The sequence below is a fragment of the Kribbella jiaozuonensis genome, from assembly GCF_005233875.1.
Classification (GTDB): domain Bacteria; phylum Actinomycetota; class Actinomycetes; order Propionibacteriales; family Kribbellaceae; genus Kribbella; species Kribbella jiaozuonensis.
On sequence record NZ_SZPZ01000004.1, the window covers coordinates 614,604 to 627,791 of the forward strand.

The 13,188-nt window shown below is 68.3% G+C and carries 15 protein-coding genes; 8 read left to right on the forward strand and 7 right to left on the reverse strand.

The window, feature by feature from the left end; translation table 11 throughout:
• The first annotated feature begins 51 nt into the window (after positions 1-51).
• A complete protein-coding gene (locus FDA38_RS29010) occupies positions 52-465 on the forward strand; it encodes a cupin domain-containing protein (RefSeq protein ID WP_137257295.1) in 414 nt (137 codons plus the stop codon).
• Here the strand turns inward: FDA38_RS29010 and FDA38_RS29015 are convergent.
• Entirely contained in the window at positions 456-2,240 is a 1,785-nt protein-coding gene (locus FDA38_RS29015; RefSeq protein WP_137257296.1) for an ABC transporter ATP-binding protein, read from the reverse strand. The two genes, FDA38_RS29010 and FDA38_RS29015, sit on opposite strands and share 10 nt — an antisense overlap.
• Positions 2,233-4,041, reverse strand: a complete 1,809-nt coding sequence (locus FDA38_RS29020) for an ABC transporter ATP-binding protein (RefSeq protein ID WP_233714981.1) — start codon at positions 4,039-4,041, stop codon at positions 2,233-2,235. The genes FDA38_RS29015 and FDA38_RS29020 overlap by 8 nt, the downstream gene beginning before the upstream one ends.
• A 109-nt stretch (positions 4,042-4,150) precedes the next feature.
• Between FDA38_RS29020 and FDA38_RS29025 the strand changes: the two genes are divergently transcribed.
• The 3 genes from FDA38_RS29025 to FDA38_RS29035 are packed head-to-tail and all read left to right on the forward strand — an operon-like array spanning position 4,151 to position 7,710.
• Complete coding sequence (locus FDA38_RS29025; protein ID WP_137257298.1) at positions 4,151-6,703, forward strand: LuxR C-terminal-related transcriptional regulator; 2,553 nt, start codon at positions 4,151-4,153, stop codon at positions 6,701-6,703.
• Positions 6,704-6,757: 54 nt separating this feature from the next.
• Positions 6,758-6,994: a hypothetical protein gene (locus FDA38_RS29030; protein ID WP_137257299.1), complete on the forward strand. Its 237-nt coding sequence runs from the start codon at positions 6,758-6,760 to the stop codon at positions 6,992-6,994.
• The gene (locus tag FDA38_RS29035) at positions 6,991-7,710 is read left to right on the forward strand and encodes a DUF4386 domain-containing protein (RefSeq protein WP_137257300.1); all 720 of its coding nucleotides are present in this window, start codon (positions 6,991-6,993) and stop codon (positions 7,708-7,710) included. Before FDA38_RS29030 ends, FDA38_RS29035 begins: the two co-directional genes overlap by 4 nt.
• On the opposite strand, the gene FDA38_RS29040 is transcribed toward FDA38_RS29035, so the two are convergent.
• On the reverse strand, positions 7,700-8,158 hold the full coding sequence (locus FDA38_RS29040; RefSeq protein ID WP_233714982.1) for a nuclear transport factor 2 family protein: 459 nt from the start codon (positions 8,156-8,158) through the stop codon (positions 7,700-7,702). The genes FDA38_RS29035 and FDA38_RS29040 overlap by 11 nt on opposite strands.
• Positions 8,159-8,212: 54 nt before the next feature.
• On the opposite strand from FDA38_RS29040, the gene FDA38_RS29045 reads away from it, so the two are divergent.
• Positions 8,213-8,719: a winged helix-turn-helix transcriptional regulator gene (locus tag FDA38_RS29045; RefSeq protein WP_137257301.1), complete on the forward strand. Its 507-nt coding sequence runs from the start codon at positions 8,213-8,215 to the stop codon at positions 8,717-8,719.
• On the opposite strand, the gene FDA38_RS29050 is transcribed toward FDA38_RS29045, so the two are convergent.
• Positions 8,696-9,100, reverse strand: a complete 405-nt coding sequence (locus tag FDA38_RS29050; protein ID WP_137257302.1) for a hypothetical protein — start codon at positions 9,098-9,100, stop codon at positions 8,696-8,698. The two genes, FDA38_RS29045 and FDA38_RS29050, sit on opposite strands and share 24 nt — an antisense overlap.
• Before the next feature lie 9 nt (positions 9,101-9,109).
• On the reverse strand, positions 9,110-9,466 hold the full coding sequence (locus FDA38_RS29055; RefSeq protein ID WP_137257303.1) for a VOC family protein: 357 nt from the start codon (positions 9,464-9,466) through the stop codon (positions 9,110-9,112).
• 141 nt (positions 9,467-9,607) lie between these two features.
• Here FDA38_RS29055 and FDA38_RS42405 point away from each other — a divergent pair, with 141 nt between their 5' ends.
• Genes FDA38_RS42405 through FDA38_RS29065 form a run of 3 tightly spaced genes read left to right on the forward strand, consistent with a single transcriptional unit; the run spans position 9,608 to position 11,428 of the window.
• Positions 9,608-9,778 carry a hypothetical protein gene (locus FDA38_RS42405; RefSeq protein WP_170989911.1) on the forward strand — a complete coding sequence of 57 codons (171 nt, stop codon included), beginning with the start codon at positions 9,608-9,610 and terminating at the stop codon, positions 9,776-9,778.
• Complete coding sequence (locus FDA38_RS29060; protein ID WP_202877887.1) at positions 9,775-10,671, forward strand: ABC transporter ATP-binding protein; 897 nt, start codon at positions 9,775-9,777, stop codon at positions 10,669-10,671. The genes FDA38_RS42405 and FDA38_RS29060 overlap by 4 nt, the downstream gene beginning before the upstream one ends.
• Positions 10,664-11,428, forward strand: coding sequence for an ABC transporter permease (locus FDA38_RS29065; RefSeq protein ID WP_137257304.1), 765 nt, complete (start codon positions 10,664-10,666; stop codon positions 11,426-11,428). The genes FDA38_RS29060 and FDA38_RS29065 overlap by 8 nt, the downstream gene beginning before the upstream one ends.
• Here the strand turns inward: FDA38_RS29065 and FDA38_RS29070 are convergent.
• Both FDA38_RS29070 and FDA38_RS29075 read right to left on the reverse strand, forming a co-directional pair.
• Positions 11,394-12,044, reverse strand: coding sequence for a response regulator (locus tag FDA38_RS29070; RefSeq protein WP_137257305.1), 651 nt, complete (start codon positions 12,042-12,044; stop codon positions 11,394-11,396). The genes FDA38_RS29065 and FDA38_RS29070 overlap by 35 nt on opposite strands.
• A complete protein-coding gene (locus FDA38_RS29075; protein WP_137257306.1) occupies positions 12,041-13,183 on the reverse strand; it encodes a sensor histidine kinase in 1,143 nt (380 codons plus the stop codon). The genes FDA38_RS29070 and FDA38_RS29075 overlap by 4 nt, the downstream gene beginning before the upstream one ends.
• Positions 13,184-13,188: the final 5 nt, after the last annotated feature.

Genomic DNA, 13,188 nt, shown 5'->3' on the forward strand with positions numbered 1-13,188 from the left:
GGCTGGTCGGTCTTTCCAGGGAGACCGCATCCAACGGGAAGGTGAGCTTCGATGACCGACACGACCGAACAACGCTCCACCGCATGGCAGACCGCGCTGACGATGCTGCAGGAGGTCGAGCCGCCGTTCGTTCCCGAAGGCTTCCACGTGATGACCGTGGTGGTCGAGTATCCGGCCGGGGACCCGGGCGCGCCGCCGCACCGCCACTCCGGGCCGGCCTTCGGGTACGTCGTCGAGGGCGAGATGCTGTTCGAGCTCGAGGGTGAGCCGCCGCGGGTGATCAAGGCTGGTGAGTCGTTCTGGGAGCCGGGCGGCGACGTCATCCACTACCAGGACGGCAACAATCGGTCGGACGTGCCTGTGAGGTTCACGGTGACGATGTTGTGCGCGCCCGGGCAGGAGATGTTCGTGCTGGTGCCTGAGGACGAGCTGACTGCTCGCGCGGACCGACGGGCTCAGCGGTAGGCGCGGGCCTGGAGTTCGAAGAGTTCGGCGTAGCGGCCGCCGGCGGCGAGGAGGTCGGGGTGGGTGCCGAACTCTTCGACCCGGCCGTTGTGCATGACGACGATCAGGTCGGCCATCCGTACGGTCGAGAAGCGGTGTGAGACCAGAACGGTAATGCCGCCGGTCTCGGAGGCGGCGACCTTGGCGGCCTCGGCGTACTGCTCATAGAGCCGGTGTTCCGCCTCCGGGTCGAGCGCTGCGGTGGGCTCGTCGAGCAGCAACAGCAGCGGGCGTTCGCGCATGAACGCACGGGCCAGCGCGAGCCGCTGCCACTGCCCGCCGGACAGCTCGACGCCGTCGGTGAACTTCTTGCCCAGCTGCGTGTCCAACCCATGCGGCAACCCGGCGATCACCGACTCCGCATCACCGCGCAGGATCGCGGTGTGTACGGCGTCCTCGTCGCCGGCCCGCGCGACATCGCCGATCGCGACGACCTCTCGCGCGGTCAGCTCGAACTTCACGAAGTCCTGGAACCCGGCCGAGAGCTGTGATCGCCAGTCGTCCGGCTGGATCGTCGCCAGGTCCACGCCGTCGACCAGGATGCTTCCGGTCGTCGGGTCGTACATCCGCGCGAGCAGCTTGACCAGGGTCGTCTTACCGGCGCCGTTCTCCCCCACCAGCGCGACCGCCGCACCGGCCGGCAGGGTCAGGCTGATGTCGCTGAGGACCGCGGATTCCGAACCAGGGTAGGAGAATCCGACGTTCCGCAGCTCGATGCCCGAGGTGAGTCGCTCCGGCGCAGGCGTCGCGCTCGAGCGCCACGAGTTCTGCTTCGCGTACTCACGCAGCCAGTCGTACCGGCTGAAGCTGCGCACGACCTCGCCGACCCAGTACACGTTCTGCGCGATACCGCCGGTCATCTGATCGACCTGTGGCGCAAGCAGCAGCACGAGTACGACGTCGCCCGCCGTGGCCTGACCGTTCCGCGCGCGGGCGATCACCCACACGATCGCCGCGGCGTACGCGAGACCGAACACGAGCCGCACCGAGCCGTCGACCTTGCCACCCCAGCGGGCAGCCGCGACGCGACGCTCGAACCGCTCGGTCTGCAACGCGAAGATCTTGTCCAGCAAGACCTTCCCGAGCCCGAACACCCGCAACTCGAGACCGGTCCGCGGATCCTTCGCCACCTCGATCAGCCGGTCGACCAGCCGCTCCTGCGGCAGCGAATCCTCCCAGGCCTTCTGCTGCCGCGTGCTGCTCAGGTACGCCGACCAGATGCGCGCGCAGCCGAGCAACGGGAGAACGAGCAGCAGCGGATGCACCGACCCGAGCAGCGTCAACACGGTCGCGGTGTTGGTCACCGTGGCGAACGCCCACAGCAGCACCTCGGCGCCGACGCCCATCCGCCACGCACGCTCGCGCACCAACTCGAGCCGGTCCGCGACATCGGGCCGCTCGTGATGCGTCAGCCCGGGGATCCCGGTCGTCACGTCGAGCAGGTCCGCGTGCACGCGACCGGCCATCCGCTCCTGCGCGGTGTCCTGCAGCGGCCAGCCCAGTCCGTCCGCGACGAACGAGACCGCGAGGCCGCCGATGATGATCCCGATGCCGAGGGCGATCGTGCTCGACTGGTCCGACGCGATCCCGTCGACGAGCCGGCTCACGCCGTACGTCTGGGTCGGTGCGGTGATGGCGCGGGCCGCGACGAGGACGGCCGAGATCGTCATCAGCCCCGGCGCGGCGCGGAACGACGTACTCAGCCAGAGCCAGAGGGTGCGGTACGTCTTAGGCATCGACGGCCTCCGGTCCGGTGACGTAGCGCTCGGCCTGCAGCCGGAACATCCCGGCGTACTCGCCGTCCTTGGCCAGCAGTTCCTCGTGGGTCCCGTCCTCGACGATGCGTCCGTCGGACAGCACACAGATCCGGTTGGCGTTGCGCACGACCGAGAACCGGTGCGAGATGATCAGCGACGCCACGCCCGAGGTCAGCTCGAGATACCGCTCGACCAACTCGGCCTCCGCACGTACGTCGAGAGCCGCCGCCGGCTCGTCCAGCACCAGCACACCCGCGCCGGCATGGACGGCGAACAACGCCCGCGCCAGCGCGACCCGCTGCCACTCACCACCGGACAGCTCGACGCCGCCGTCGAACGTCTTGTCCAGGACGGTGTCCCAGCCCTTCGGCAGCCCGCGGACGACGGCGTCGATCCCGGACTCGCGGGCAACCCTGGCCAATATCAGCTCATCCCCCGCACGCTCGACCGCGCCGAACACGACGTTGTCCGTGACCGAGAGCGGGAACCGCAGGAAGTCCTGCACGATCGCGGCGACCCGTCGCTGCCAAGCGGCCAGATCCAGCTCCGCGAGATCGACACCGTCGACGAGGATCCGCCCGCTCGTCGGCTTGTAGGCACCGCCGAGCAGCTTCACCAACGTGGACTTCCCGGCGCCGTTGATGCCGACCAGCGCGAGCGCCTCGTGCGCGTGCAGCGTGAGGTCGAGGCCACGCAGTACGTCGACCTCGGACCCCGGGTAGCGGAAGCTGACGTTCTCGAAGCGGATCTCGCGGGCCGGCATCGTCTCGATCCGATGCTTCGCCTCCGTGACCGGCTCGGGGTGCCGCTCGGCGATCGTCTGCGGCAGGTCCCGCATCGCGCGGTACGCCGAGAGTCCGCGGCGGACCTGCACCACGCCGTACCCGTTGCTGGACTGCCCGATGGCGAGGATCGCGGGCAGTGTGGTCGCGACCTGGGTCAGCGGCAGCGAGCCGTTCAATGCCGCGCGGCCGACGGCGAGGATCGCGATGCTGTTCGCGATCAGGTGCACGCCGCCGATCAGGATCGAGAACTTCACGTTCTTGCCCCGACGGCTCCACACCTCGCGGTAGCCGGCCGTCCACTCGCGGACGTACCGCTCCACCAACCAGTTGTGCAGTCCGAAGACACGCAGCTCCTTCGGGGCATCGCGCATACCCAGGTTGAACGCGTAGTTCGCGCGGCGCTGCTCCTCGGTGTTGCCCCACCAGACGTCGATCTCACGCTCGATGAGGCGACCGCCGTACCACTCCAGCAGCAGCGACACCGCGACCAGCATCGCGGCGACCCACCACTCGAACATCGCGCCGACGATCACCGCCGAGCCGATCAGCGAGATCCGACTGGCGAGCAAGTACGGCATTTGGCTCATGCCCTGGGCGAGGTGGAATCCGCCCTTGCCTTTCGCGCGTTCCTGCACATCCAGGACTTCGGCGTCTTCCAAATGCTGCACGCGACGCGGGCGCAGCAGCGGCTCGGTGATGCCGGTGCCGATCGCGCGGACCATGCCGGCGTCCATCGTCAGCGAGGCGACCTGCTGCAGCGCCGGCGTCAGGCTGTCGATGACGAAGACGGCAAGCAAGCCACCGAGCAGCCAGCTGAACTCTTCGAGCGGCATCGCTCCGGGGCGTCCGTCGATCACACCCGGCACCGCCCCGACGACCCGACCGGTCAGCAAGGTGACCGCCATCCCCAGCAGCGAGCCGAGGACGGCCAGACCCATCGTCAGAAGGGTGCTTCCAGGTGCAACACGTACGCCGTAGCGAAGCAGAGTCAGCACTCGACCGACCGTAACCGCCCCCACCGACAAAAGCATTCGAGTTTCCGGCCGGGCCCGCAATCGCGGGCCTATTCTCATCCCAACGACGTCGTGCGGGGTGGGGGGTGTGATGGCCGGACCGCTGGTCGAGACCAAGCTCTACCGCCCGCGGAGCCGCGCGGGTCTGGTGCACCGGCCGCGGCTCGACGAACGCCTGCTGCGCAAGGACGGCACCGGGCTCACGCTGGTGGCCGCTCCGGCGGGATTCGGCAAGACGACACTCGTCTCGGCCTGGGCCGCCGACGACGCGGCCTGGGTCTCGCTGGAGGAAAGCGATCAGGACCCGGTCACCTTCTGGACCTACGTTCTGACCGCGCTGGATCGCGCCGCGCCGGGCATCGCCGAGGACGCGCTCGCGCTACTCCAGGCGGGTCCTGCGCCGATCGAGACGGTCCTGACCGGCGTACTGAACGAACTCAGCGTTCTGCCCGGCGAGATCGACCTCGTCCTCGACGACTACCACCTCGCCGACGGCCTGGAGATCAGCCGTGGCATGACGTACCTGCTCGACCATCTCCCGCCTCAGCTCCACCTGCTGATCAGCACGCGCGCCGACCCCGCGCTCCCCCTGTCCCGCCTGCGGACTCGCGGCGAGCTCGTCGAAGTACGTGCGGCCGATCTGCGTTTCACGCTGGAAGAGGTGGACAGCTACTTCACCGGGATGGGGCTCGACGCCGCTGCGATCGCGACGCTCGAGGAACGCACCGAAGGCTGGATCGCCGCGCTCGGACTGGCCGCGCTCTCGTTACGCGGTCGCAGCGACGCGAGCGGGTTCATCGACGACTTCGCGGGCGACGACCGGTACGTCGTCGACTACCTCGTCGACGAAGTCCTCGACCGCCAACCGGAGCAGGTACGCCGGTTCCTGCTCGAGACCAGTGTCGTCAACCGGTTGACCGGCCCGCTGTGCGACGCCGTCACCGGGCAGCCCGGTGGCCGAGCCATGCTCGAATCCCTCGAGCGCCAGAACCTGTTCGTCGTACCGCTCGACGACCGTCGCCAGTGGTACCGCTATCACCACCTCTTCACCGACGTACTGCGGGCGCGTCTGCTCGCCGAGCGCGGCGACGTCTCGGAGCTGCATCGCCGCGCCGCCCAGTGGTACGACGATGCCGGCGACACCGTCGCCGCCGTGCACCACGCCGTCGCAGCAGGAGATGTCGACCGCGCCGCGGACCTGGTCGAGCTGGCGGTCCCTGCGCTGCGGCGGGAGCGGCAGGAGGCCACGATCCGGCGCTGGCTGGACGACATCCCCGAAGACGTCGTACGACGCAGACCCGTGCTTGCGATCGGATTCGTCGGGGCGTTGATGGCCAGCAACGAGTTCACTGGCGTCGAGCAGCGGCTGCAGGACATCGAACGGCAGCTGGCCGGACCGGCCGACGCGCTCGTCGTCGTGGATCGCGAGGAACTCGAGCGCGTGCCGAGCGGGATCGAGACCTACCGGGCCGCGCTCGATCTGATCGCGGGCAAGCCGACCGGCACCATCGAACACGCCGCCGTCGCACTCCGGCTCGTCGTACCCGGCGACGACCTCACCACCTCGGCCGCCTCGGCATTGTCCGCGCTTGCCTCCTGGTCCGGTGGAGACATCGAGGCTGCCCACCGTGGGTACGCCGCCGCCACGGCCGGCCTCGAACGCGCCGGGCACATCTCCGATGTCCTCGGGTGCTCCGTCACGCTGGCCGATCTCGAAATCACCCTCGGCCACCTGCGGCAGGCACAGGCGACGCTGGAACGAGCGCTCGAAGTCGGCCACGGTGTCCGCGGAACCTCCGACATGTACGTCGGTCTGAGCCGGATCGCCTGGGAGCGGAACGATCTCGACGCGGCCACCGACTACCTGCGCCGCGCCGAGGAGCTGGCGTCCGACCTCCCACAGAACCCGTACCGCTGGCGACTCGCGATGGCCCGCATCCGCGAGGCCGAAGGCGATCTCGACAGCGCCCTCGAACTGCTGGACGCGGCGATCAAGGTGTACGTCGGCGACTTCTCCCCCAACGTCCGCCCACTCACCGCGGTCCGCGCCCGACTGCTGATCGCCCGCGGCGAGCTTGCTGCGGCGCAGGAATGGGCGGCAGGCCTGCCGGACGAGTTGTCCTATCTCCACGAGTACGAGCATGTGACGTTGGCCCGGCTGATGATGGCTCAGCACCAGGACGCCGGACCGCTCCTCGACAAGCTACGAGAAGCCGCAGAGGGCAGGACCGGCAGCCTGATCGAGATCCTGGTGCTTCAGTCGCTCGCCGCCCGCGATCCCGCTCCGCTGGAACGTGCGCTGGCGCTGGCCGAACCCGAGGGTTACGTGCGGGTGTTCATCGCTGACGGCACCGCGATGCTGCAGCGACAGCGGTCTGCCTACGCCCAAAGACTTCTCGACGCAGCCGGCCGACCCACGCACGTAACCACTCCGCAGAGCCTGATCGATCCGCTCAGCGAGCGTGAGCTCGACGTACTGCGGCTGCTCACCAGCGAACTCGACGGCCCGTCGATCGCACGGGAGCTCGTGGTGTCGCTCAACACCGTGCGGACGCACACCAAGCACATCTACACCAAGCTCGGCGTCAACAACCGGCGCGCGGCGATCCGGCGGGCTCACCAGCTCGGGCTCCTCACCCGCTGAAGATCACCACATGATGTGACGCGCGCTCACCAGGCCCGCGCCTACTTTGCGGCTATGGACCACGAATCAGCCTGGTACGAAATCCGCCTCGAAGGGCGAATCGATCCCCGGTGGGCCGCGTGGTTCGACGGAATGACCCTCACCCACGCCGACGGCACCACCGTCCTCCACGGCCGAGTGGCCGACCAGGCAGCCCTGCACGGACTGCTGCAGCGACTCCGCGACCTCGGTCTGCCGCTGCTCTCGGTCGACCGGGTCGACACCAACCAACCGCAAAGGAAACCGTTATGACCATCACCGCACCTGCCCCGAGCACCACCGTCAGCTCCGCCGATCCGGACCGCGGCCACGCCCGCGCCGCCGGGATCTTCTACCTGGTGACCTTCGCCGCCTCGTTCCCGGCGCTGTTCCTGATCGGCCCGGTGCTGCACGATCACAACTACATCCTCGGCGCCGGCCAGGACAGCCGGGTGCTGTTCGGCTGTCTGCTCGACTTCGTCAACGCGCTGGCCGGCATCGGCAGTGCCGTCGCACTGTTCCCGGTGATGAAGCGGTACAAGGAGTCCCTGGCCCTCGGCTTCGTCACGTCCCGGACGATTGAGGCGGCCGTGATCATGATCGGGGTCGTCAGCCTCGTCGCCGTCGTCAACCTGCGCCAGGATCTCGCCGGCACCGCCGACCCCACCGCACTCGGCATCGTCGGTCAGGCGCTCGTCGAGGTCCGCAACTGGTCCTTCCTGTTCGGAGCCGGGACCATGCCCGCGATCAGCGCGATCCTGCTCGGCACGCTGATGTACCGCTCCCGCCGCGTCCCGCGGTTCATGCCGATCATGGGCCTCGTCGGTGCACCGCTGCTGCTGACCGCGAACATCCTGACCGTCCTCGGACACAACGAGCAGCTGTCCGTAGGGTCCGCGGTCGCCACCCTCCCGGTCGCCCTCTGGGAGCTTTCGATCGGCCTCTACATGACGTTCAAGGGCCTCAAGCCGGCCGAGCTCAACCGGTGATCGGAGCCGCGTGCGCCTCGGCGTACCCGGCAGCAGCCAGCCGGTCGAGGGTCTTCTCCAGTACGGCGGTGTCTTCGAGCGTCCGTACCTCGGTGATCTTCCCCCACCGGATCCGCAGGAACTGATGAACAACGTTCTCGTACGTCGAACCGTCCACGACGCCCACGTGGACGGTGACGGCCGTTGCGACCCGGGTGTTCCAAGGCCAGCCGTTGACGAGCACGTCCTGCACCTCGAAGCGGGTGTTCGGCAGCAGCCGGAAGCAGCGCTCCCACCAGGCCCGCAGCGCGTCATGGGTACGGCGCTCGCCGCCCAGCGCGTGGTCGCCGTAGAACCGGTACGTGAACGAGGGCGCCATCCCCGCCACCATCGCCTCCCAGTTGCCCGCGCTGATCTGCGCGAACGCATTCCGGACCTGCCGCGCCACGATCTGGTGGTAAATGCCCATGGGATCACCCTAGGGCTAGTGAGTTCAATGACGCAACTGACTACACTCGGGGCCATGCGGAACACCAACTTCGCCTCGATGCACTGCTCACTAGCCCAGTCCCTGGAGCTGATCGGCGACTGGTGGACCCCTCTGGTCCTGCGTGACCTGTACCTGGGCCTGAACCGCTTCGACCAGTTCGTGACCGACCTCGGCATCTCCCGCAACCTGCTGACCGACCGACTGACCAAGCTCGTCGACGGCGGCCTGGTACGGCGGACGCCGTACCAGCAGAACCCGGTCCGGTACAGCTACGAGCTGACCGAGGCCGGGAAGGAGCTGGTGCCGATCCTGATGGCGCTGACCGCTTGGGGCGATCGCTGGGCGACTCCCCCGGCCGGCCAGCCGATCCGGTTCACCCACACGACGTGTGGCAAGCAGACGACCCCGACGGTCTCCTGCTCCGAGTGCGGCGAGGCCCTGACGATGGACGAGGTCGCACCGTTGCCCGGGCCGGGCGGCCGGACCGCTCCCGGTACGGCGTTGATCGCGAGCGTCCTAGGATTCGAGCCGAAGGCGTAGCAGCTCGGCCAGCGGCAGCGACTCGCCGTCACGGGCGCCCTGACCGACGATGAGCGGCGGGTCGGACGGGACGACGTGCACGCCGGCGACGCGGGCCTTGAGGCTCGCGGGTACGCCGAGGATGTAGAAGTTGCCGTCGACATCTACTGCGAGCGAGCGGTTGCGGCGCAGGTACCAGCCGGTGAGGTTGGTCCGGTAGCTCGTGTTCGAGCCGACCACCTGCGCACGCAACGGCTCCGGCTCGATGCCGCGTTCCTTCAGCGTCGCGATGAAATCGATGAGGAGCTGACGAGCCTGCGCGGTCTCCGACGCCTTGCGACGCTCCAGCGCGGCCGCATGCTCGACCGCCGCCTGTCGCCGTTCATCCCGCCAACTCGTCACGGCCTCAGATTAGGCGACGCACAAACAGAACGGATGCCCAGCCGGGTCGAGGAAGACCCGGAACGTCGTACCGGGCTGGTGTTCAGCCTTGGTCGCGCCGATCGCCACCACCTCGGACTCCGCTTCGTCGAGGTCGCGGACCATCACGTCGAGATGCATCTGCTGCGGGCCGTCCTGGCTCGGCCACGACGGCGCCTTGAAGTTCTCGACCTGCTGGAACGAGATGCAGTTGCTCCCGTCCTCGGGCTTGATGTCGGCCCAACCGTCGCGGGACTCGACCTTCCAGCCGAGCACCTCGCCGTAGAACTGCGCGAGCCGCGCGGCGTCGGGGCAGTCCATCACAAAACTCGGGTACATAGCGATCATGGCTCGAACCCTACTGACCATTCCGGACGATCCACGCCCGGAACTCGAACCAACGATGGAGTAATCCATCGCCGGTTGCGGTCGGCAAGATCAACAGCTACGCCGATGAGGACAGTGACCCTCCACGGCCAGGCTGGGCGCATGCTTCGACTTCTCGGACTCAACGCCTACGTACGCGCACTCGTCGGAATCGGCCTGGCCGGTGTCGGTATCGGCACCCACCGCCCGCTGCTGATCGGCATCGGCGGCGCGATCGCGCTCTGGAGCGCAGTGAACATCGTGATGGAGCTCAAGAATCGCGAGCGCAGGTGAGCGCGATCAGCGTCGACAGACTGACGAAGTACTACGGGGACTTCGCGGCCGTCGACGGGATCAGTTTCGAGATCCCGGCCGGTCAGGTGGTCGCCGTACTCGGACCGAACGGCGCCGGCAAGACGACCACGCTCGAGATCCTCGAAGGGTTCGCCGACGCCACGACCGGCCAGGTCAGTGTGCTCGGCAAGGACCCGCGACGCGGCGGCCGTGCGTGGCGGAGCCGGATCGGGCTCGTACTGCAGTCCACCAGCCTCGAGACCGAGCCGACGGTCGCGGAGTTGCTGACCCTGTTCGCCCGGCTCTACCCGAACCCGCGGCCGATCCGCGAGGTCCTCGAACTGATCGACCTGACCGCCGAGGCCAAGGTGCGGATCGGCACGCTGTCCGGCGGGCAGCAGCGCCGGGTCGATCTCGGCTTGGCGATGATCGGGAACCCCGAGCTGCTGTTTCTCGACGAGCCAACCACCGGACTCGACCCGGAAGCCCGGCGCCGGTGCTGGGCAAGCATCGAGCGGCTCAACGGCTCCGGTACGACGATCCTGCTCACCACGCACTACCTCGACGAAGCCGACAAGCTGGCTGACCGGGTCCTGGTCCTGTCCGCGGGCCGGCTCGTCGCCGACATGACACCGACGGCGATGCGGGCGAGCAGCGGCGTCAGCTTCGTGCGATTGCCGCTGCCGCCCGGCGTACCCCTGCCGCCGGACCTGGCCCGTCACGTCACCGGGCAGGAGCTCGCCTTGCAGACCGATCAGGTCGTGCCTGTGCTCGCGGAGCTGATCTCTTGGGCCGACCAGTCCGGCGTCGGTCTGACCGGACTGGAAGTCGGGCCGCCGAGCCTCGAAGACGTCTACCTGGCCATCACCGGGAAGGAGCCGGTCCATGTCTGATCTGCAACTGCTCATCGGGCAGCTCGGTCACCAGATCCGGCTGCTCCTGCGGACCCCACGAGCCATGAGCACCGGACTGGTCCTTCCGGTGCTGCTGCTGTTCCTCAACTCGTCCGACGGACACGTGCCACCCGCTCGGCTAGCAGGATGCGCAGTGCTAGGTACGACGATGATTGCCTGGACGACCCACGGCATCGGACTGGTCGCCGTTCGCGAGTCCGGCGTGATGAAGCGCTACCGCGCGACACCGCTGCCTGCTTGGTGCTACCTGACCGCGCAGATCGTCGCATCGGTGATCGTCGCCGTGCTGGCGGGAGCTCTCGCAGTACTGGTCAGCGTGGTGTTCTTCGGGACCGAGCTGCAGTTCTGGCACGCGCTGGTGATGCTCGGCGTCATCGTCCTTGGTGCGCTGGCGTGTGCGTCGGCGTCGACTGCAGTGACCGGTTTCGTGCCTACGGTCACCAGTGCGTTCCCGATCCTGGGCCTCACCTATCTGCCCGTCCTGTTGCTGTCGGGAACGGTAGGCGAGCCGCTGAAGGCGCACTGGCTCAACGTGGTTGCCTCGTATCTCCCGGTCCGCCCGACTGTCGTCTCTCTGGAACGTACGACGCCTGCGCCCCACGACATCCTCGTCCTGTGCGCTTGGTCCGTTGGCGGTCTGCTTCTGTCGCTGGCGGTCTTCCGTTGGGAGCCGACGCGAACCCGCCAGCATCGTCCTCCTGCTACTGCAGCAGCCCACGCTGATACGCGTAGCTGACGGCGCGAGCCCGGTCGCGGGCGCCGATCTTGGCCAGCAGGTGGTTCACGTGGCTCTTGACCGTTGCCTCGCTCACCACAAGTCGCTCGGCGATCTCACCGTTCGACAGGCCCGCGGCAATCAACGTCAGTACTTCGGTCTCGCGCCGGGTCAGTAGATCGTCGACGGCAGTCGTCGCCTGCGCCGGACGAGGTGCCGCGGCGATGGCATCGACGAGATGATGCTGGACGGCCGGGTCGATCGCGGCCCGGTCGTCCAGCACCCGCAGCAAGGCCTCATGGATCTCGGCCGACCGCGCGTCCTTCGTCAGATAACCACGCGCTCCGGCCCGCAACGCGGACAGGACCGATTCGTCATCGGCGTACGTCGTCAATGCGATGACCTTCACGTCCGGGTACAGCTGCCGCAACTGTCGCGTCGCCTCGACGCCATCGCATCGCGGCATCCGCAGATCCATCAGTACGACGTCCGGCCGCAACTCCCCCGCCATCCGCACCGCCTCTTCACCACCCGACGCGGTCCCGACCACCTGCACATCGGGCAGCAGCCCAAGCACCAGCGCGAGTCCTTCCCGGACCATCCGCTGGTCGTCCACGCTCAGCACCCGGATCGTCATGCCGGCACCTCCAGTTCGACCCGGAACCCAGTCAAGGTCGGACCGGCGTCGAGCCGACCACCGACAAGCTCCGCCCGCTCCCGCATGCCCGTCAGCCCGTATCCTCCTGAGCCGGCGAGTGCGCCAACGCCGTAGTCCTCCACGACCAACCGCACCACCCCGGGCTCGTAGCTCAGCTGCAAGCAGACTCGATCCTGCCCGGGCGCATGCTTGGCGATATTCGTCAACGACTCCTGCGCCACCCGATAGACCGCGAGCTGTGCATCCGCATCGAGCTGGTGCGCATCGCCACATACAGTCAGCTCACACCGGATACCGGTGTCGTGCTCGAACCGCGCCGACAACGCCGGCAACTCCCCCGGCCCCGGCAGCGTCCCGCCCTCGCGCAGCGTCGTGATCGCATTCCGCGCCTCGTCGAGCCCCGACCCGGCCAGCCTCCGCGCCCGCTCGATCACCGGCCCGAGCCGCTCGTCGGACGCAGCCAGCACACTCGCTCCTTCCAGCTGAAGCACCAACGCCGACAACGAATGCGCCAGTACGTCGTGCATCTCGCGCGCCAACCGCTGCCGCTCCGCGAGAGCTGCCGCACGAGCGTCCGCCTCGCGCGTGTGCTCCAACGCAATCAACAATTCCTCGGCCTGACCGTTGGTGGCGCTGAGCCGTTCGGCCAGCCGCATCACCGCGTAGAAACTCGCCATCGCAATACCAGTCATCAACGCCGGCAGCGGCGACCGGTTCTGGCCGGCAACGATCAGCGCCACCAGTGCCCCACCCACCAGCAGACTCCCCGGCAGCGGCGCGAGCCGACGACCGATTACCGCCACCGCGACGAACACACCGAGCACACCCGGACCGGACGGCTGCAACAGCAGCAGTACGACGCTTGCCGCGAACAACAGCAGGATCGACAACCACCGACCCCCGCGCCTGGTCACGAACGCACCGCCCGCACCGATGCCGAAGGCAACTATTGCCAGCAGGATCACCAAGCCCCGGCCGGACAATCCGGGCCGCGGCTCGGTCCGGCACAACGCGATCACCTGCAGCCCGATGATGACCGGACCCACGAGTCGCAGCCACCGCCAGGCCCGGGCGTGATGGGTCCGCGCATGACGAAGCGCAGTCAGCGTCGTGGTCACCGATC